Origin of the sequence: Bradyrhizobium sp. WSM1417, assembly GCF_000515415.1 — a bacterium.
GTDB lineage: Bacteria > Pseudomonadota > Alphaproteobacteria > Rhizobiales > Xanthobacteraceae > Bradyrhizobium.
In genome coordinates this window covers 6,664,889-6,681,927 of the sequence record NZ_KI911783.1, presented here as the reverse complement: position 1 = coordinate 6,681,927, position 17,039 = coordinate 6,664,889, and the positions used below count along the sequence as shown (strand labels likewise).

Annotated in this window: 15 protein-coding genes; 7 read left to right on the top strand and 8 right to left on the bottom strand. The window is 62.9% G+C overall.

The annotated features are described in order from the left end of the window. Positions 1-162: 162 nt before the first annotated feature. Positions 163-1,215 (bottom strand): histidinol-phosphate transaminase, encoded by a 1,053-nt coding sequence (gene hisC / locus BRA1417_RS0132725; protein WP_027519392.1) that lies wholly within the window; start codon positions 1,213-1,215, stop codon positions 163-165. A gap of 227 nt (positions 1,216-1,442) precedes the next feature. On the opposite strand from hisC, the gene BRA1417_RS0132720 reads away from it, so the two are divergent. From BRA1417_RS0132720 to BRA1417_RS0132695, 6 genes are all read left to right on the top strand, one after another. Beyond that, positions 1,443-2,921, top strand: a complete 1,479-nt coding sequence (locus BRA1417_RS0132720; RefSeq protein WP_027519391.1) for an FAD-binding oxidoreductase — start codon at positions 1,443-1,445, stop codon at positions 2,919-2,921. Between the two features lie 260 nt (positions 2,922-3,181). Further along, positions 3,182-4,033 (top strand): 3-hydroxybutyryl-CoA dehydrogenase, encoded by an 852-nt coding sequence (locus BRA1417_RS0132715; RefSeq protein ID WP_027519390.1) that lies wholly within the window; start codon positions 3,182-3,184, stop codon positions 4,031-4,033. Positions 4,034-4,169: 136 nt separating this feature from the next. Continuing rightward, positions 4,170-4,634: a group III truncated hemoglobin gene (locus BRA1417_RS0132710; protein WP_035969708.1), complete on the top strand. Its 465-nt coding sequence runs from the start codon at positions 4,170-4,172 to the stop codon at positions 4,632-4,634. A 23-nt stretch (positions 4,635-4,657) separates the two neighbouring features. Continuing rightward, positions 4,658-4,831, top strand: coding sequence for a hypothetical protein (locus BRA1417_RS44425; RefSeq protein WP_156949024.1), 174 nt, complete (start codon positions 4,658-4,660; stop codon positions 4,829-4,831). Between the two features lie 69 nt (positions 4,832-4,900). Further along, the gene (locus BRA1417_RS0132700; protein ID WP_027519388.1) at positions 4,901-5,554 is read left to right on the top strand and encodes a ubiquinol-cytochrome c reductase iron-sulfur subunit; all 654 of its coding nucleotides are present in this window, start codon (positions 4,901-4,903) and stop codon (positions 5,552-5,554) included. A 128-nt stretch (positions 5,555-5,682) separates the two neighbouring features. Next, on the top strand, positions 5,683-7,422 hold the full coding sequence (locus BRA1417_RS0132695; RefSeq protein WP_027519387.1) for a methanol/ethanol family PQQ-dependent dehydrogenase: 1,740 nt from the start codon (positions 5,683-5,685) through the stop codon (positions 7,420-7,422). A gap of 220 nt (positions 7,423-7,642) precedes the next feature. On the opposite strand, the gene BRA1417_RS0132690 is transcribed toward BRA1417_RS0132695, so the two are convergent. The 7 genes from BRA1417_RS0132690 to xoxF5 all read right to left on the bottom strand — a co-directional run bounded on the left by BRA1417_RS0132690 (position 7,643) and on the right by xoxF5 (position 15,538). After that, complete coding sequence (locus BRA1417_RS0132690) at positions 7,643-7,903, bottom strand: hypothetical protein (protein ID WP_027519386.1); 261 nt, start codon at positions 7,901-7,903, stop codon at positions 7,643-7,645. Between the two features lie 57 nt (positions 7,904-7,960). Then, positions 7,961-10,273 (bottom strand): molybdopterin cofactor-binding domain-containing protein, encoded by a 2,313-nt coding sequence (locus BRA1417_RS0132685; protein WP_027519385.1) that lies wholly within the window; start codon positions 10,271-10,273, stop codon positions 7,961-7,963. A 1-nt stretch (position 10,274) separates the two neighbouring features. Continuing rightward, positions 10,275-10,727, bottom strand: coding sequence for a (2Fe-2S)-binding protein (locus tag BRA1417_RS0132680; RefSeq protein WP_007601363.1), 453 nt, complete (start codon positions 10,725-10,727; stop codon positions 10,275-10,277). A gap of 640 nt (positions 10,728-11,367) precedes the next feature. Further along, positions 11,368-11,931, bottom strand: coding sequence for an S-(hydroxymethyl)glutathione synthase (gene gfa / locus BRA1417_RS0132675; protein ID WP_027519384.1), 564 nt, complete (start codon positions 11,929-11,931; stop codon positions 11,368-11,370). Between the two features lie 33 nt (positions 11,932-11,964). Then, positions 11,965-13,074 (bottom strand): S-(hydroxymethyl)glutathione dehydrogenase/class III alcohol dehydrogenase, encoded by a 1,110-nt coding sequence (locus tag BRA1417_RS0132670; RefSeq protein WP_027519383.1) that lies wholly within the window; start codon positions 13,072-13,074, stop codon positions 11,965-11,967. A 60-nt stretch (positions 13,075-13,134) separates the two neighbouring features. Next, the gene (locus BRA1417_RS0132665; protein ID WP_027519382.1) at positions 13,135-13,623 is read right to left on the bottom strand and encodes a c-type cytochrome, methanol metabolism-related; all 489 of its coding nucleotides are present in this window, start codon (positions 13,621-13,623) and stop codon (positions 13,135-13,137) included. 109 nt (positions 13,624-13,732) lie between these two features. Next, entirely contained in the window at positions 13,733-15,538 is a 1,806-nt protein-coding gene (gene xoxF5 / locus BRA1417_RS0132660) for a lanthanide-dependent methanol dehydrogenase XoxF5 (RefSeq protein WP_027519381.1), read from the bottom strand. A 513-nt stretch (positions 15,539-16,051) separates the two neighbouring features. On the opposite strand from xoxF5, the gene BRA1417_RS0132655 reads away from it, so the two are divergent. Next, positions 16,052-17,020 carry a helix-turn-helix domain-containing protein gene (locus BRA1417_RS0132655; protein ID WP_007601369.1) on the top strand — a complete coding sequence of 323 codons (969 nt, stop codon included), beginning with the start codon at positions 16,052-16,054 and terminating at the stop codon, positions 17,018-17,020. Positions 17,021-17,039: the final 19 nt, after the last annotated feature.

Below are 17,039 nucleotides of genomic sequence, written 5' to 3'. Positions count from 1 at the left end.
AGGTGTTTCACGTATGTTTCCCTGAGGGTGTCGTCGGGCAAAGCAGCGGCGGAGCGGTTTGGTAACCCGAATTTGGCCGGAAATCAAAGCCGCGGGCGGCATGGCACGATGCCGCGTTTGGGCTCATCGTTTGACGCTGGCCGATGCCGGGACCGTCGGGGCTCAGATCACCCCACGCAACACTTCAACAAGTCGGGCACACTCGGCCTCCGTTCCGATCGTGATGCGCAGGAAGTCCTCGATGCGCGGCTTTCCGAAATGCCGGACCAGAACGCCGCGCTGGCGAAGCGCGGCCGCGAGGTCTGCTCCGCTCCGGCTTCGATGGCGCGCAAAGACGAAGTTGGCGAGCGACGGCAACACTTCGAAGCCGAGTTGTCTGAGATCGCGGGCCAAGGTTTCCCGGCTTGCGATGATGCGGGCACGGGTGTCTCTGAACCAGCCATCATCCTCGATCGCGGCGACGGCACCGGCGATCGCGAGGCAATCGACGGGGTAGGAGTTGAAACTGTCCTTCACCCGTTCCAGCGCTTCGATCAGCGGTCGTTGGCCGATGGCAAAACCAACCCGTAGGCCAGCGAGTGAGCGCGATTTCGAGAAGGTCTGGATGACCAGCAGATTGTCGTGGCGTGCAACCAGCGGCACAGCGCTCTCGGCGCCGAAATCGACATAGGCCTCGTCCACCACCACCAGCCGGTCCGGATTTTCGGCGAGCAGCGATGCGATTGCATCGCGCTGAAGGGCTATGCCGGTAGGAGCGTTCGGATTGCAGAGGAGGATGGCGCTCGATGGTCGCCTGTAGTCGGAGATATCGATCCTCATCGCAGCATCGAGCGGCACCTCGTCATGCGCTATTCCATAGAGGCGGCAATAGACGGGGTAGAAGCTGTAGGTGACGTCGGGGAACAGAAGTGGCGTGTCGTGCTTCAGAAGTGCCTGGAAGGTGTGGGCCAAAACCTCGTCGGAGCCGTTACCGACGAACACTTGCTCGGGCGCCACGTCGCAATGGGCCGCGATCGCCTCGCGCAGGCGCGTTGCGCGCGGATCGGGATAAAGGCGCAGCCGTTCCGCGGCCGATGCGATCGCCGCCAGTACGCGCGGCGAGGGCGGGTAGGGATTCTCGTTGGTATTGAGCTTGACGATGCCGTCCTGCTTGGGCTGCTCGCCGGGGACATAAGGCGACAGCGTGTGGACGACTGGACTCCAGAAACGGCTCATGAGCTCCAATCCGAATTTGATCGGGGCACAGTAGGGTATGCGGGACCTCGGCGGAAGTGCGCCTGCATTCAGCATTCCAGGCAAATCCGCACGAGGCTTACTGCCGGGGACGTTCCCGCAAGCGCGACCCCTATGCTAGGGTGGGTCGTCGCACCACCGCCCAGAATGAAAACAAGAACGAAGGCCGGAGCGCCCAAGCCGCTGAACGGCCGAAAAGAGAGGAACACATGCCGGGTGCAACCCTTCCCACCGCTCCCTCGATTCCGACCGCGCCCGTGACCTCAGTCGTTCTCGACCGCTTGCGGGCCATCGTCGGCGACAAAAGTCTGATCCTGGACGAGCACGACAAGCGGCCCTTCGTGACCGACTGGCGCGGCGAACTGGCGGGGCAGGCCGCGGCGATCGTGCGTCCGGCCAGCACTGCGGAAGTCTCCGCTGTCGTCAAGCTCTGCTACGACAACGGCATTGCCATCGTTCCGCAAGGTGGCAACACCGGGTTGATGGGCGGCGCCACTCCGTGGCCCATGCACCGCGGCATCGTGCTGTCGCTCGGTCGCATGAACCACGTGCTGAATGTCGATTCCGTCGGCTACGCCATGACTGTGGAGGCAGGCTGCATCCTCCAGACGCTGCAGGACACAGCCGCGCGCCACGACCGCCTGTTTCCGCTCAGCCTGGGTGCTCAGGGCTCCTGCATGATCGGGGGTAATCTGTCCACCAATGCCGGCGGCGTGCAGGTGCTGCGTTATGGCAATGCGCGAAATCTGGTGTTGGGTCTCGAAGTCGTGCTGGCTAACGGCGATGTCTGGGACGGCCTGCGCGCACTCAAGAAGGACAACACCGGCTATGACCTCAAGCATCTGTTCATGGGCGCCGAAGGGACGCTCGGCATCATCACCAAGGCGGTGCTGAAACTCTGGCCGGCGCCGAAAGACGTGTGCACGGCATGGCTTGCGATTCGCGATCCCAAGGCTGCCATCGACCTTCTGTCGGAGGCGCATGCCGCTTCCGATGACAATGTCGGCTCCTGTGAGCTCATCAGCCGTTCGTGCACCGATATGGTGCTGCGCCACATTCCCGGCACCCAGGATCCTCTCAAGGCTGAGACTGAATGGTACCTCCTTCTCGAATGGTCATCGGCCCGGCCGCGGCAGGACGGAGGCACGGCCATGTCGGACAGGATGGAGCAGTTCCTGGCTGACCAACTTGAGGCGGGCCGGGTGCTGGATGCTGTGATCGCGCAAACCGAAGCGCAGTCGCGCAACATGTGGCGGATTCGCGAGAGCGTGGCCGAGGCATCGCGCACGGAAGGTCCGGGCTTGAGCTACGACGTGTCGGTTGCGGTCTCCAGGATTCCCGAGTTTATCGACAGCGGTCTCGAGGCCGTACTCGCAATCCTGCCGACGATCCGCCCCTATCCGCTCGGCCACATCGGAGACGGCAATGTGCACTTCTCCTTCATGGGTCCGAAGGGCATGAACCGCGATACGCTCTCGCAGTATTCCGGGGCGATCACACGGGCCGTCAACGATCTCATCACCTCCATGGGCGGCTCGATCTCGGCGGAACATGGCATCGGCATCGAGAAGCTCGACGAGCTCCAGCACTACCGTTCCCGGACCGAGCTCGACATCATGCGCACGATCAAGCGGGCGCTCGATCCCAAGAACATCATGAATCCGGGCAAGGTGCTTCGTCTGGGTTGAGGCGCCACCGCCTCGAGCCTAGTGATCCCGGACCCTCGCGCTCGCCGAGGACGGGATGCCGCAGATAGACCTGGCCAAAACAGGCCGGGGACGCCAAATCATGGCGTTTCGCGGCCGACAGGCGGCTTTATTCTCGCCTTGGATGCTTTAAGGAAGGGGCAGGATCAGGTCGCACCCGCCCAGAGGCAGTGCTAGACCCGATGCAGGAACAATGGGGCGGGCCGGTAGGGCACGTCCGTAAGGATAAGGGATTTGAGGCAATGATCCAGACCGTTGGCATCATCGGGGCAGGGACCATGGGGAACGGCATCGCGCAGATTTGTGCCGCGGCCGGGCTTTCGGTCGTGATGGTCGATATTTCCGATGCGGCGGTGAACCGCGGGATTTCGACGGTCGGCGGCAGCCTCGAGCGCCTGGTCAAGAAGGAGAAGATGTCGGCGGGTGATCGCGACGCCACGCTCAAGCGCATCACGGGCACCACCGACCGCGCCAAGCTCGTCGATTGCGATCTCGTCATCGAGGCCGCGACCGAGAACGAGGAACTCAAGGTCAAGATCCTGAAGGATCTCTGTGCAACGCTGTCGCCGCGCACGCTGCTCGCCACGAACACCTCGTCGATCTCGATCACGAAGCTCGCCGCCGCGACTGACCGCCCCGATCGCTTCATCGGCATGCATTTCTTCAATCCGGTTCCGGTCATGGCGCTGCTGGAGCTTATCCGCGGCTTGCAGACCTCTGACGACACCCACGCCAAGGCGCTCGATTTCGCCAAGCGCGTCGGTAAGGTGGCGATCACGGCGAAGAACAGCCCGGGCTTTGCCGTCAACCGCATCCTGTGCCCGATGATCAACGAGGCGATCTTTGCGCTGCAGGAGGGGATTGCGACGGCGGAAGAGATCGATGCCGGCATGAAGCTCGGTTGCAACCATCCGATCGGGCCGCTGGCGCTCGCCGATCTCGTCGGGCTCGACACCATGTTGTCGGTGATGGAGGTCTTTTATAAAGGCTTCAACGACCCCAAATACCGACCAGCCCCCTTGCTCAAGGAAATGGTCGACGCCGGCCATCTCGGCCGCAAGACGGGGCAGGGCTTTTACGCCTACAGCGCCTGACAACGGCGCGGGCGGCGGGCGTTGAGTGCTCGCCGCCGGACCCCGCGATTTGCGCTGCGACAAAGACGCCGCGCGCAATCGGCCCGACAATGTCGAACGGGCGGTCTGCGGGAACAACGGAACGGACAACAAGGGCATGTCGGATCGACTGAAGGCCGAGCGCGAGGCTGCGACCGCGCGGCGGAATTTGCTGACCCAGGATGCAATCGAGCGTACCGGGATCACCGAAGAGATGATCGGGGAACTCGTGACCCGTTTCTATGGCCGCGTGCGCGAGGATGAGCTGCTGGGGCCGGTGTTCGCGATTGTGCAGAATTGGGACGAGCACCTGGCCAAGCTGCGGGACTTCTGGTCGTCGGTCGTGCTGATGAGCGGCCGCTACCATGGTTCGCCGATGCGGGCGCATATGCCGCTGAGCCTGGCTGGCCATCATTTCGACCGCTGGCTCGATCTGTTCGAACAGACCGCGCGCGAGGTCTGCCCGCCGCAGGCAGCCGCGCTGTTCATCGACAGGGCGCGCCGCATCGCCGACAGCTTTGAGATGGCGTCGGCGACCTTGGCCGGGCGCATCGCTGCGCCGCGTCACGTGCTCCGCTCCTAGAATACAGAATGCCTGCCTGAGAAATGCGCAGCCGCACCGATATCGCTATGATCGCACCGCGCGAGTCGGCGCATTGCACCAATACCGATAGCATTGACCTGATCTGCGAAGTCATCATGCCGGTCGCGCAGCGTGACGTTGCAATTAAAAAAATGCGCGAAAATGCGCGTGTTCGCGTTCAATCAGCGCGAGCATAACCGTGTGATGCACTGCGGGAAAAAATCTTTGCCTTTTTTTCGGCAGAGTTCCAGCGCCTGCTTGCGGGCATGTCGCGTGCATCGTTCAACACATCCTCTTCATCCTCCGACAACACAGCGGAATCCGAAGCTGACGCCTGCACGGAGCAGACCCGGCGGGCGCTGTTGATGAGTGCGCTGGCCACCACGGCGTGCCTCGCCTGTTCCACGCAGGTCCACGCGGGCGAGGATGCGCCCGGCTCCGACGAGCGGCCTCAGAAGGGCGATCTGCTCGTGTTCTCCGAGGGCGATCAGGAGGGAAAGCCCGTCACCGCGGCCGCTCTGTCGGCCGGCGGACCGCCGGTGCATGCCTGGCCGAAAGATCCAAAGACATCGGTCGTGCGCAGCGCCTCGCGCCTCAACGAGATTCTGATCATCCGCCTCGACCCCGCCGAGCTCGACGAGCAGACGAAAGCGCGCGCCGTCGATGGCATCCTCGCCTATTCGGCAATCTGCTCGCATGCCGGCTGTCCTGTCACGGCCTGGGTGAAGAGCGATGTCGGCGACAAGGAAGTGCTCAAATGCATGTGCCACAACTCCGAATACGATCCTCGCGCGGGCGCGCAGGTCGTGTTTGGGCCGGCGCCGCGACGGCTCGCTACGCTGCCGCTGACGCTGGTTGACGGCTCGCTCAGCGTCGCCGGAAACTTCATCGGAAAGGTAGGTGGCGCGCAGCCGGGATGATGGGCGTGCGGGTTGTGCCCGCGTCACGAGAGGCCGCATCCGCCGATGGGCGGACGGCGGGACGAACGACAAGAATTCAAAACAAGAATTCACAACAAGAATTCAAACGGATGAAAAAGGGGAACGCCATGACCAGGAAGCAGTGGTTACTGTCCGGCTTCGTCGCCTTCACGTGTCTTGCATCGACTCTTGCCTCGACCGCCGCCGTATCAGGCCCGATCGAGAACTACGCGCCGGTCACCGCGCAGCGATTGGAAAACCCGGAGCCCGCCAATTGGATGCTCTATCGGCGGACCTATGACGGGCAGGGCTACAGCCCACTTGACCAGATCAACACCTCGAATGTGAAGAACCTCACCCCGGTCTGGACCTTCGCGACCGGCGTCGTCGAAGGTCACGAGGCGCCGCCGATCGTCAACAACGGCGTGATGTTCGTTGCGACCCCGATGGGCCAGGTGATCGCGCTGAATGCCAAGACCGGCGACGAATATTGGCGCTACAAGCGGCAGCTCCCCGACGATCTGTTCCAGTTGCATCCGACCAGCCGCGGCGTCGGACTCTGGGAGGACAAGCTCTATCTCGCCACCACAGACGACCATGTCGTCGCGCTCGACGCCAAGACCGGCAAGGTGGTGTGGGACACCAAGGTGCAGGACTACAAGAAGGGCCAGTACATGACCCTGATGCCGCTGATCGTCGACGGCAAGGTCATCGTCGGCGGCTCCGGCGGCGAGTTCGGCGTGCGCGGCTATGTCGCCGCCTATGATGCCAAGGACGGCAAGGAGCTGTGGCGGACTTATACGATTCCGGGCGAAGGCGAGCCCGGCCACGACACCTGGCAGGGCGAGGACTGGAAGAACGGCGGCGGCTCGGCCTGGATGACCGGCAATTACGACAAGGACACCAAGACGATCTATTGGGGCGTCGGCAACGCCGCGCCGTGGCCCGGCGAGATGCATCCCGGCGACAATCTCTATACTTCGTCAGTACTCGCGCTCGATCCGAACACCGGCAAGATCAAGACCTATCACCAGTATCACCAGAACGATTCCTGGGATTGGGACGAGGTCGAAGCGCCGATGTTGATCGACCTGCAACGCGACGGCCGCAACATCAAGAGCCTGGTCCATCCGGGACGCGATGCGATCTTCTGGATACTCGAGCGCACGCCGACCAAGATCAACTACGTCGCCGGCTGGCCGTTCGTCTCCACCGACGTCTGGAAGGGCATCGACGCCGAGAGCGGCAGGCCGATCGTCGATCCCGCGCACAAGCCGATGGTCGGCAAGCGCGTGGAATTCTGTCCGTCGCTGTGGGGCGGCAAGGATTGGCCGTCGGCGGCCTACAGCCAGAAGACCGGCCTTGTCTACGTGCCCGCCAACGAGAATTTCTGCGGCGGGTTCACCGGCGAGAAGGTTCCGCTTAAGCCCGGCGAACTCTGGCTCGGCACCAAGCCGGAGGACATCGGGCTGAAGACGAAGCCCGGGGCGGATCATTTCGGCGAGCTCCAAGCTTGGGATCCCGTCACGGGCAAGAAGATGTGGCAACACAACTTCCCCAAGTCGCAGCTGTTCGGCTCGGTGACGGCGACCGCGGGCGATCTCGTCTTCGTAGGTGGCACCAACGACCGCAACTTCCGCGCCTTTAACGCGAAGTCCGGCGAGCTGTTGTGGGAGCAGAAGACCAACTCCGGCATCATGGGTATGCCGGTGTCCTATGAGATCGACGGCACGCAATACATCGCGATCCAGTCGGGATGGGGCGTGGATGCGCAGCGCATCCAGGATGCACTCGTGACCAACAATATCGGCATCGAAGCCAACGTGCCCCAAGGCGGCGTGATCTGGGTGTTCGCGCTCAAGAAATAAGCTCCGCTGGCGGATCGAAAGAAGCGGAGTGTCAGGGGGCAAATGCGGCGGACGGCAACGTCCGCCGCATTTTGCGTGTGTGATGGGATTGCTGTCCCGCGCCACCAAATCGTCATGCCCGGCCTTGTCCCGGGCATCCAGGTCTTCGTGTCAGAGCAAAGCTCGTGGACGGCCGGGGACAAGCCCGGCCAGACGATGCGGTCGCGCGCAACCCAGAAGTCTACTTCCCCTCGCGCTCGACCTTGTCCTTTTCCTTCTGGTTCATCTCGCGAACCTTGGGATCGGGATTGTGCTGCCCGGTGGTCTGGGTGGTCGAGGGCGGCGTGGCATTGGCGTTGGGTAGGGAGGTCTGGTCCGGCGTGCTGGGGCGCGTCGCCGTTGTCGGCGGCGTGGTGTTGCTCTGGGCGTATGCGCCAGTGGCCGTCAAAAGAAAGGCGCTCGACAGCAACGAGACTGCGAGCGCCTTTGAGAGATGGGTCATCGATCTGCTCCTGTCAGATCGATGCAAACGGCGCGAGGCCGCCTTGTGTTCCCGCCTTTACGCTTCCAATTGCTTGCCGAGCGGAAGGCTGCGGATGCGCTTTCCGGTCGCGGCGAAGATGGCGTTCATCAGCGCCGGCGCGAATGGCGGGACGCCGGGCTCGCCGACGCCGCTCGGCGGCGTGTCGGGTCCTGGCGGCACGATGTAGACGTTGGTCACCGCAGGAGATTCGTCGATCCTGAGGACCTGGAAGTCGTCGAAGTTCTTCTGCTGCACCTTGCCGTCCTTGAAGGTGATCTCGCCGTATTTGGCGAGACTGAGCCCCATGATCGCCGCGCCCTCGATCTGCGAGGCGATGCGCTCGGGGTTGACATAGGTGCCGCAGTCGATGGCGGTGTCCACCCGCGGCACCGTCAGCTTGCCCTTGTCGTCGACGGCCACCTCGACGATGGTCGCGATATAGCTGACGAAGCTGCGGTGCACGGCAATGCCGAGGCCATGGCCTTTCGGCATTTGACGGCCCCATTCGCCCTTCTCGGCGACCAGCTCGACCACCTTGCGCAGGCGCGCGGTGTCGATCGGATAGCTGTCCATCGGCTCGCCATAGTTCCACATATCCTTCACAGCAGGCTTGACGATGCGCGGGCTGCCGATCAGCGCGAGCAGCGTCTCCTTCTGGTCGCGGCCGGTTGCATGGGCGATCTCGCCCACCATCGATTGGACCGCGAAGGCGCGCGGAATGTTCGAGACCGAGCGGAACCAGCCGATCCGGGTGAACGCCGCGGCCTCCGGGTTCTCGCAGGAGATGTTGGCGATCTCGAAGGGCATGTCGACGAGGCCCATGCCGAGCTCGAAGGGCGCCTGGTGCTTTGCACCTGCCGCAAACGTCGAGCCGATGCTCGGGGCCACGCTGCGATGGCGCCAGGCGATCACTTTTCCGCTCTTGTCGAGCCCCGCCTCGATCCGTTCCACGGAGACCGTGTGCAGGAAATCGTGGCGGACGTCGTCCTCGCGCGTCCACTGCACCTTGACGGGCACGCCGAGCTCCTTCGACAGCAGCGCGGCCTCGAGCGCGAAGTCACATTTCGACTTGCGGCCGAAGCCGCCGCCGAGCAGCGTGACGTTGACGGTGACATTGCCCTCGGGAATGCCAAGCGTCTTCGCAACGTCCTCGCGCGTGCCGCCCGGGCTCTGCACCGGCGCCCAGATCTCCGCCTTGTCACCCTTGACGTCGGCGACCGCCACCGGCGGCTCCATGCTGACATGGGCAAGGTGCGGCAGATAATATTCGCCGACGACGACCTTGTCGGCGCCCTTCAGAGCAGCCTCGGCGTCGCCTTCCTGGCGCACGACAAGGCCCGGCTTGCGCGAGGCCTCCTCGAGCTCCTTGCGGTAGGCGACGGAGTCGTATTTGCCGTTGGCGCCGTCGTCCCAGGTCAGCTTCAGCGCGTCGCGGCCCTTGATCGCCGCGCCGGTGTTGCGGGCGATCACGGCGACGCCGCCGAGCGGCTGGAATTTCGACGGCCACGGCCAGCCGCGCACCTGCATCACCTTCTCGACGCCGGGGACCTTCAAAGCCGCGTCTGGATCGAACTTAACCAGCTTGCCGCCGGTCACCGGCGGGCGCGCTATCACGGCATACTTCATGCCGGGCAGCCGCACGTCGGCGCCGTAACGCGCCTTACCGGTGGTGATGTCGTGGAGATCGACGATGCCGATCTGGCCCTTACCGAGATAGCGGAAATCCTTGGGGTCCTTCAGCTTGAGCCCTTCGATGCTCGGCACCGATTCCTTGGCGGCATCGGCTGCGAGTTCGCCGAAGCCGAGCTTGCGGCTCGTCGCGCTGTGGACGACCTCGTGATTGACGGCCTTGACCTCGGTTGCGGGCACACCCCAGCGTTTCGCGGCGGCCTGCTCGAGCATTGTGCGGGCGGAGGCACCGATCTGGCGCATCGGCATCAAATAATGCCGCGTGCTGCGCGAGCCGTCGGTGTCCTGGTTGCCGAACTTGACCTCGTCGCCATGGGCCTGTTCCACCTTGACCCGTGACCAGTCGGCTTCCATCTCCTCGGCCACGATCAGCGGCAGGCTGGTGCGCACGCCCGTGCCCATCTCGGCGCGGTGGGCGAGGATGGTGACGGTGCCGTCGGGTGCGACCGCGACGAACACGCGCGGATCGACCACGACGCCGTGGGGCATCTTGCCGGCGCCGGTCTCGTAGGCGAACGCCTGGCGCGACATCACGGGCGCCGCGAGTACGAAGCCGCCGGTGATGCCGAGTCCCTTCAGGATGCTGCGGCGTGAAACCTTCTCGACTTTGATGTTCTTCTCGAAGCCACGAAGCTTCTTCGGGTTGTCGATGAAATTCATGTCACACTCCCGTCGATGCGAGATGGACCGCATTCTCGATGCGCTGGTAGCAGCCGCAGCGGCAGATGTTGCCGGACATCGCTTCGCGGATCTGGTCGTGCGACGGCTTTGGGTTGTCCATCAGCAGCGCAGCCGCCTGCATGATCTGCCCTGCCTGGCAGAAGCCGCATTGGGGAACGTTGACCTGCCGCCAGGCCTTCTGTACCGGGTGATCACCGTTCGGATGCAGTCCCTCGATCGTCGTGATCTCGCGGCCGGCGACGTCGTTGATCGACGTGATGCAGGCGCGCACGGCTTCCTTGTCGACGATGACGGTGCAGGCGCCGCACAGGGCCTGGCCACAGCCGAACTTGGTGCCGGTCAGCCCGGCCTCGTCGCGCAGGAACCAGAGTAGCGGGAGATCCGGGTCGCCGTCCCAGCTCTGTTCCTGGCCATTGATCTTCACCTTGATCATGATCGTCCCTCGCTCTTCATAAGCTTGCTGATTTGAGATTTTCCAGATGCCGGTCGGTGCAATGCCTGCTGCGCGGCTTCGCATTCCAGCGGTCATCCCGCGCGGACAGATCCCGGCAGGACTCAGGAATGCCAATGTCATGTCCGGATGTGTTCGATACCTCCCGTCGTCTTCTTGATTATTGAATTTCGCGCGGCATCGTTACGACACGATCGTAGCAGGATCGCTTTGGTCTGGCGTTCACAGCCAAGTGTTCTTGAGTCAGCTGTTCTCGATGGGAAAAGATTGCAACGAAGGTTTGTCAAAAGCAGGGCGCCGCATCACGCCGCGCGTCTCAGGGGATGGCCGCGCCGAAAAAAAAGCTTCGTCCGCCAGAAGATCTGTGCGGACGAAGCAGGATGCCTCAGTCGAGGGAGGGAGAAACGCAGGCGCCGCGGACTTCAAGCAGGAAGCCGGCGGCCCTGCGCAGTCATTCAGAGACCAGGACTGAGGGAGCCGATGGCCCCGCACAAGCGCAGTGAAGAAGCGACGGCATCGCCGCGATTGTCCCTGAGCCGGCTCCGTCCGCTCGCTGGCTCTGGTGGAACCAGCGAGCGATCGGGCGCGGTAAACGTCAGGCGGTCTTGCTTAGCGACCTTGCTCAGGCGGCCTTGGCTTTCGCCACGTGGGTCGCGATCGCGTCCATCAGTGCCGGCGACAGGCAGTCATAGGGCTCGAGGCCAAGCTCCTTGAACCGAGCCCGTATTCCGCCCATCTGCTCCGGCTTCACACCCGATTCGATCACCGACGAGACGAAGGCGGCGAATTGCGGCGCCTGCGAACCCTGCTCCTGGAACAGTTCCGGGTGGATGAAGTCGAGGCCGTAGAACGGGTGACCCTTGTTCTCGATGCGGCCGTACATGTGCGTGCCGCAGGCCTTGCAGGCGTAGCGCTGGATCACCGCCGACGGGTCGACGATTTGGAGCTTGTCGCCGTTCTCGAGCACGGTGACGTTCTGCCGGGGTACCACGGCGACGACGGAGAAATTCGCGCCCTGCGGTTTCCAGCACTTGGTGCAGCCACAGGCATGGTTATGCGCGACGTCGCCCTTGACGGCGACCTTGACCTGATGGTCGCTGCATTTGCATGCGAGCGTGCCGCCGGCGAAGCTGCCGCTGCCCTGTTTGATGCCGTTATCGATCGAGGGATGGAGTGCAACAGTCATGGGTCGATCCTCCTTGGGGTGACGCTTTTCGAGCTAGAACACGACGACTGAACGGATCGATTTGCCCTCATGCATCAGGTCGAAGCCTTTGTTGATGTCTTCGAGCTTGAGCGTGTGGGTAATCATCGGGTCGATCTGGATCTTTCCGTTCATGTACCAGTCGACAATCTTCGGCACGTCGGTGCGGCCCCGCGCGCCGCCGAAGGCGGTGCCGCGCCAATTTCGCCCGGTGACGAGCTGGAACGGGCGGGTGGCGATCTCCTTGCCGGATTCGGCAACGCCGATGATGATCGAGGTGCCCCAGCCGCGATGGCAGGCTTCCAGCGCCTGGCGCATCACTGTGGTGCTGCCGGTGCAGTCGAAGGTGTAGTCGGCGCCTCCGTCCGTCAGGGTCACGAGATGCGGGACGATGTCGCCGGTGATCTTCTTGGGATTGACGAAATCGGTCATGCCGAACCGGCGTCCCCATTCCTCCTTGGAGTCGTTGATGTCGACGCCGATGATCTTGTCCGCGCCAGCCATCTTGGCCCCCTGGATCACGTTCAGGCCGATGCCGCCGAGGCCGAACACGACCACGTTGGAGCCCGGCTCGACCTTGGCGGTGTTGACGACGGCGCCGACGCCGGTGGTGACGCCGCAGCCGATGTAGCAGCTCTTGTCGAACGGCGCGTCCTCGCGGATCTTGGCGACCGCGATCTCCGGCAGCACGGTGAAGTTCGAGAACGTCGAGCAGCCCATGTAGTGGTAGATCGGCTTGCCCTTGTAGGAGAAGCGGCTGGTGCCGTCGGGCATCACGCCCTTGCCCTGCGTCGCGCGGATCGCGGTGCAGAGATTGGTCTTCTGGCTGAGGCAGCTTTTGCATTGCCGGCATTCAGGCGTGTAGAGCGGAATGACATGGTCGCCCGGCTTCACCGAGGTCACGCCAGGACCGATCTCGCGGATGATGCCCGCGCCCTCATGCCCCAGGATCGACGGGAAAATTCCTTCGCTGTCGAAGCCGTCGAGCGTGTAGGCGTCGGTGTGGCAGATGCCCGTCGCCTTGATCTCGACCAGGACTTCGCCGACCTTCGGTCCTTCCAGATCGACTTCGACGATCTCGAGCGGCTTCTTGGCTTCGAAAGCGACGGCGGCACGTGTCTTCATCTTAAACTCCTCAAATTCCAGCAGGGCGCCAGGAATCAGGTCCTGGCGGGCTCCGCACGTTCACTTCTTGCCCATGCACGAATCTTCGTTCTTGGTATAGGCGTCGTTCTTGTCCTCGTGCTTGCCGGGTCTTGTGCGGCCCCAGGCCTCGTTGGAGCGGGCGCGCAGATAGACGTAGAGATCGTCCATGTAGCAGGCGACGTTCGGGTTATCGCCGAAGGCCGGCATCACGTTCTCTGCAGCAGTCGAGATGTTCTTGCGGCCGGAGGCGACGACGCCGAGAAAGTCGGCATAGCTCATCGTCTTCAGCGAATCCTTGAGCGCCGGGGCGTAGGTCGAGCCCATGCCATCCGGGCCGTGACACACATGGCAGTCCGAGTGATAGCGGCGGTATCCGGAATAGGTGTACCAGTCGACGGATCCGTCAGTGATCTTGTAGGTCGGGTTGCCTTCCTTGTCGGACCATTCGCCGGTTTCGTTCTGCTTGACGGCGGTCGGGTCACCTGAGCCGTCCGCGACGGCAATTCCCCCGGACGCGAACAAGAACATCGCAGCAATGGCAGAGCGGATTTTACGCAAGAGATTTTCCTCGGAAGGCATTCGGTGAGACGAGCCGGCGCGTGGAGTTGATCCACGCGCCGGAGCGATGCTGAGAGGCCTAGTTGGGCAGCGAGAACACGGTCAGCGTACCGCCGAGTGCCGTGTAATTGCTGAGCGCCGCGTAGCCACCGACTGCGCCGAGACCGGCGGTCGGATCGGTCAGGCCTGCCGCCAGACCGATGCCGGCCCAGCCACCCACGCCGGAGAGCACTGCGATATACTGCTTGCCGCCGTTCTCATAGGTGGTGACGTTGCCGATGATGCCGGAGGGAGTCTTGAACTTGTAGAGCTCCTTGCCGGTCTTGGCGTCGACTGCCTTCAGGTAGCCTTCGAGCGTTCCGTAGAACACCACATTGCCTGCGGTTGCGAGCGCACCCGACCAGACCGAGAACTGCTCCTTGTTCGACCAGACGATCTTGCCGGTCTTGCCGTCCCAGGCGATGAAGTTGCCCATGTGGGTTTCACCCTGCGGCGGATACATCGAGAGCGTCGCACCCACGTAGGGCTGGCCCGCGGTGTAGCTCACCTTGAACGGCTCGTAGTCCATGCAGACGTGGTTGGTCGGAACGTAGAACAGCTGCGTGTCCGGCGAGTAGGCTGCCGGCTGCTCGTCCTTGGTGCCGAGCGCGGCCGGGCAGATGCCCTTCACGTTGTGGTCCTCGCCCGCCTTGTCAGTCGAAGCTGCGTCGAGCACCTTCGGGCGGCCGTAGGTCGGCGAGTTCTTGTCCATGTCGACGCCGGAGGTCCAGTTCACCTTCGGATCGTACTTTTCAGCGACAAGGAGCTCGCCGGTGACGCGATCGAGCGTGTAGCCGAGGCCGTTACGATCGAAGTGCGTCAGCAGCTTGCGCGGCTGGCCGTTGATCGCCTGGTCCGAGAGGATCATCTCGTTGACGCCGTCATAGTCCCACTCGTCGTGGGGCGTCATCTGATAGACCCACTTGGCTTGGCCGGTGTCAGGGTTGCGAGCCCAGATCGTCATCGACCATTTATTGTCGCCGGGACGCTGCTTCGGATTCCAGGTCGAGGGATTGCCCGATCCGTAGTAGACGAGGTTCAGCTCGGGGTCGTAGGAGATCCAGCCCCAGGTCGCCCCGCCGCCGATCTTCCACTGATCGCCTTGCCAGGTCTTCAGGCTCGAGTCCTTGCCGACCGGCTTGCCGAGCGCGGTGGTCTTCTCGGCGTCGACCAGAATCTGATCATCCGGTCCTTCCGAGTAGCCGCGCCAAGCCAGTTTGCCGGTCTTGATGTCGTAGGCGGTCATATGGGCTTGGACCCCGAACTCGCCGCCGGAGATGCCGATCAGCACCTTGTCCTTGACGACCATGGGGGCCGAAGTGCCGGTCTCGCCCTTGCTGGCGTCGCCGTTCTTTGCGGTCCATGCCACCTGACCGCTCTTGGCATCGAGCGCGACGAGCGTGGTGTCGGCCTGATGCAGGAAGATCTTGCCGTCGCCATAGGCCAAACCGCGGTTGACCGTGTCGCAGCACATCACAGGGATGACATTCGGATCCTGCTTCGGCTCGTATTTCCAGACGATCTTGTTCTCGTTGGAAAGGTCAATAGCGTAGACCTTGTTCGGGAACGGCGTGTGGACATACATCATATTGCCGATGATCAGCGGGCCGCCTTCGTGACCGCGCAGCACGCCGGTCGAGAAGGTCCAGGCGACCTGGAGCTTGCCTACGTTTTGTGCGTTGATCTGGTTCAGCTTGGAATAGCGGGTGTTGGCGTAGTCGCCCGTCGGCATCACCCAGTCTTTCGGGTTCTGCGACATCTTGAGCACTTCATCGTTGGCCGACGCGCTGCCGACGGCGAGAGCCGCCGCGGAGCCAAGATAGGCCGCGAGTAGTACCTTGCGCATAGTCATTCCTCCATTGGTCTCGTTTATTGTTTCCGAAGCATTGCTAATCGCCGGGCTTTTCGTCCGGCGTCTGCTCGTGCAGGGCGGTCACGATTGGGACCAGAAACGATGCTGTGGTGTTTCCTCCTCCTGATGAGAGCCACGGGTCCACGTGCGGAGCGGCCCGTTCTTGTTGTTCCTGATACAATCCCTAACGACTTCGTTATCGGGAAACTTGCCCAAGAGAGAAGATGGTTTGCTTGACAGCGCACGGGTCGGAAGTTTTTGATTTTGCAGTAGCGAATTCAGCCGCTGCCGCAAGGCTTTGGGAGCGCCTTCAACGCTCAGGTTCCCCTTGACGGCGCTGCAACTAAGGCGGAGGATTAACTTTCAAGGGTGGCAATGGAACGATGGCGCTCGTTCTAGAAGATCGCTCAAAATCGAGGTAAACGTCACGCAATCACGGTTCAGGGCTCCGGCAGCGCGGCTCGCGATTCGCGTCAAAATCTCCGGATCAAACCAGTGGCTGGATTAATGTCCGACACGATTCACACGCTCTCGACGACGGGAATGACGCCGAAACGTCAGATCCAAAGCTGGATCGACGGGCTGACCAGCCTGTGTGGGCATTTCGACGTCGATCCGCTCGAAGCGTCCTCGCTCGAGGGCCGCATCGACTACACCAGCGTCTCGCGCCTGAAGCTCTGCCAGATCGAGGTCAGCCAGCATCGCATCGCGCACACGCTGGCGCGCGCCAAGGCCAATGAACACCCCTATATCAAGATTCACTTCCAGACTTACGGTGTGTCCTATTTCGAGCAGGAAGGCCGCCACATCGAGCTGAACCCGGGCGACATCATCGCCTATGACGTCTCCTGTCCGCATTCGATCATCAGCCCCGCATTCACGCGCCACGACGTGGTGATCGTGCCGAAGGCGCTGCTGCGCGACCGCGGATTCCCGTCCCAGCGAATGCCCGCCTGCAAATTGACCTCACGCACGGGAACGGGGCGCATCGCCCACGATTTCGTCCATGCGACCTTCGACGAGGCGGCCAAGCTGTCGGCGAACAGTGCGGTCGGCGTCGCCGATTCGCTGATCGACCTCTTGCTGCTGCCGCTGCGCGAGGCGGACACGATGCTCGATCGCGTCGGGCCCGAAGCGACCTATGTGCGCGCGCAGTTCTTCATCCGCGAGCATTTGCGCGATCCGGATCTGTGCATCGACCAGATCTCCGGCGAACTGGGCTGCTCCAAGCGTTATCTGCACATGCTGTTCTCGGAGCGCGGCACCACGGTGAGCGACTACATCTGGCAGGCGCGTCTTCAGAATTGCCGCCAGGAGCTCGAGGCCCACGCCGGCAAGACCATCACCGACGTCGCGTTCTCCTGGGGCTTCTCCAGCTCATCGCATTTCAGCCGGGTGTTCCGGAAATATTTCGGCGTGGTGCCGTCCTCGATCCACAAGGCGCAACAGGGCGCCGTTGCCGCGGACGAGCATTAGGCAAACGTCAGGTTGGCCT

Coding starts and splice junctions, on each gene's coding strand:
- BRA1417_RS0132655 (WP_007601369.1), top strand. CDS start 16,052: ATGTCCGACACGATTCACACGCTCTCGACGACGGGAATGACGCCGAAA.
- BRA1417_RS0132695 (WP_027519387.1), top strand. CDS start 5,683: ATGACCAGGAAGCAGTGGTTACTGTCCGGCTTCGTCGCCTTCACGTGT.
- xoxF5 (WP_027519381.1), bottom strand. CDS start 15,538: ATGCGCAAGGTACTACTCGCGGCCTATCTTGGCTCCGCGGCGGCTCTC.
- BRA1417_RS0132710 (WP_035969708.1), top strand. CDS start 4,170: ATGTCGGATCGACTGAAGGCCGAGCGCGAGGCTGCGACCGCGCGGCGG.
- BRA1417_RS0132670 (WP_027519383.1), bottom strand. CDS start 13,074: ATGAAGACACGTGCCGCCGTCGCTTTCGAAGCCAAGAAGCCGCTCGAG.
- hisC (WP_027519392.1), bottom strand. CDS start 1,215: ATGAGCCGTTTCTGGAGTCCAGTCGTCCACACGCTGTCGCCTTATGTC.
- BRA1417_RS0132715 (WP_027519390.1), top strand. CDS start 3,182: ATGATCCAGACCGTTGGCATCATCGGGGCAGGGACCATGGGGAACGGC.
- BRA1417_RS0132665 (WP_027519382.1), bottom strand. CDS start 13,623: ATGTTCTTGTTCGCGTCCGGGGGAATTGCCGTCGCGGACGGCTCAGGT.
- BRA1417_RS44425 (WP_156949024.1), top strand. CDS start 4,658: ATGCGCAGCCGCACCGATATCGCTATGATCGCACCGCGCGAGTCGGCG.
- gfa (WP_027519384.1), bottom strand. CDS start 11,931: ATGACTGTTGCACTCCATCCCTCGATCGATAACGGCATCAAACAGGGC.
- BRA1417_RS0132685 (WP_027519385.1), bottom strand. CDS start 10,273: ATGAATTTCATCGACAACCCGAAGAAGCTTCGTGGCTTCGAGAAGAAC.
- BRA1417_RS0132720 (WP_027519391.1), top strand. CDS start 1,443: ATGCCGGGTGCAACCCTTCCCACCGCTCCCTCGATTCCGACCGCGCCC.
- BRA1417_RS0132700 (WP_027519388.1), top strand. CDS start 4,901: ATGTCGCGTGCATCGTTCAACACATCCTCTTCATCCTCCGACAACACA.
- BRA1417_RS0132690 (WP_027519386.1), bottom strand. CDS start 7,903: ATGACCCATCTCTCAAAGGCGCTCGCAGTCTCGTTGCTGTCGAGCGCC.
- BRA1417_RS0132680 (WP_007601363.1), bottom strand. CDS start 10,727: ATGATCAAGGTGAAGATCAATGGCCAGGAACAGAGCTGGGACGGCGAC.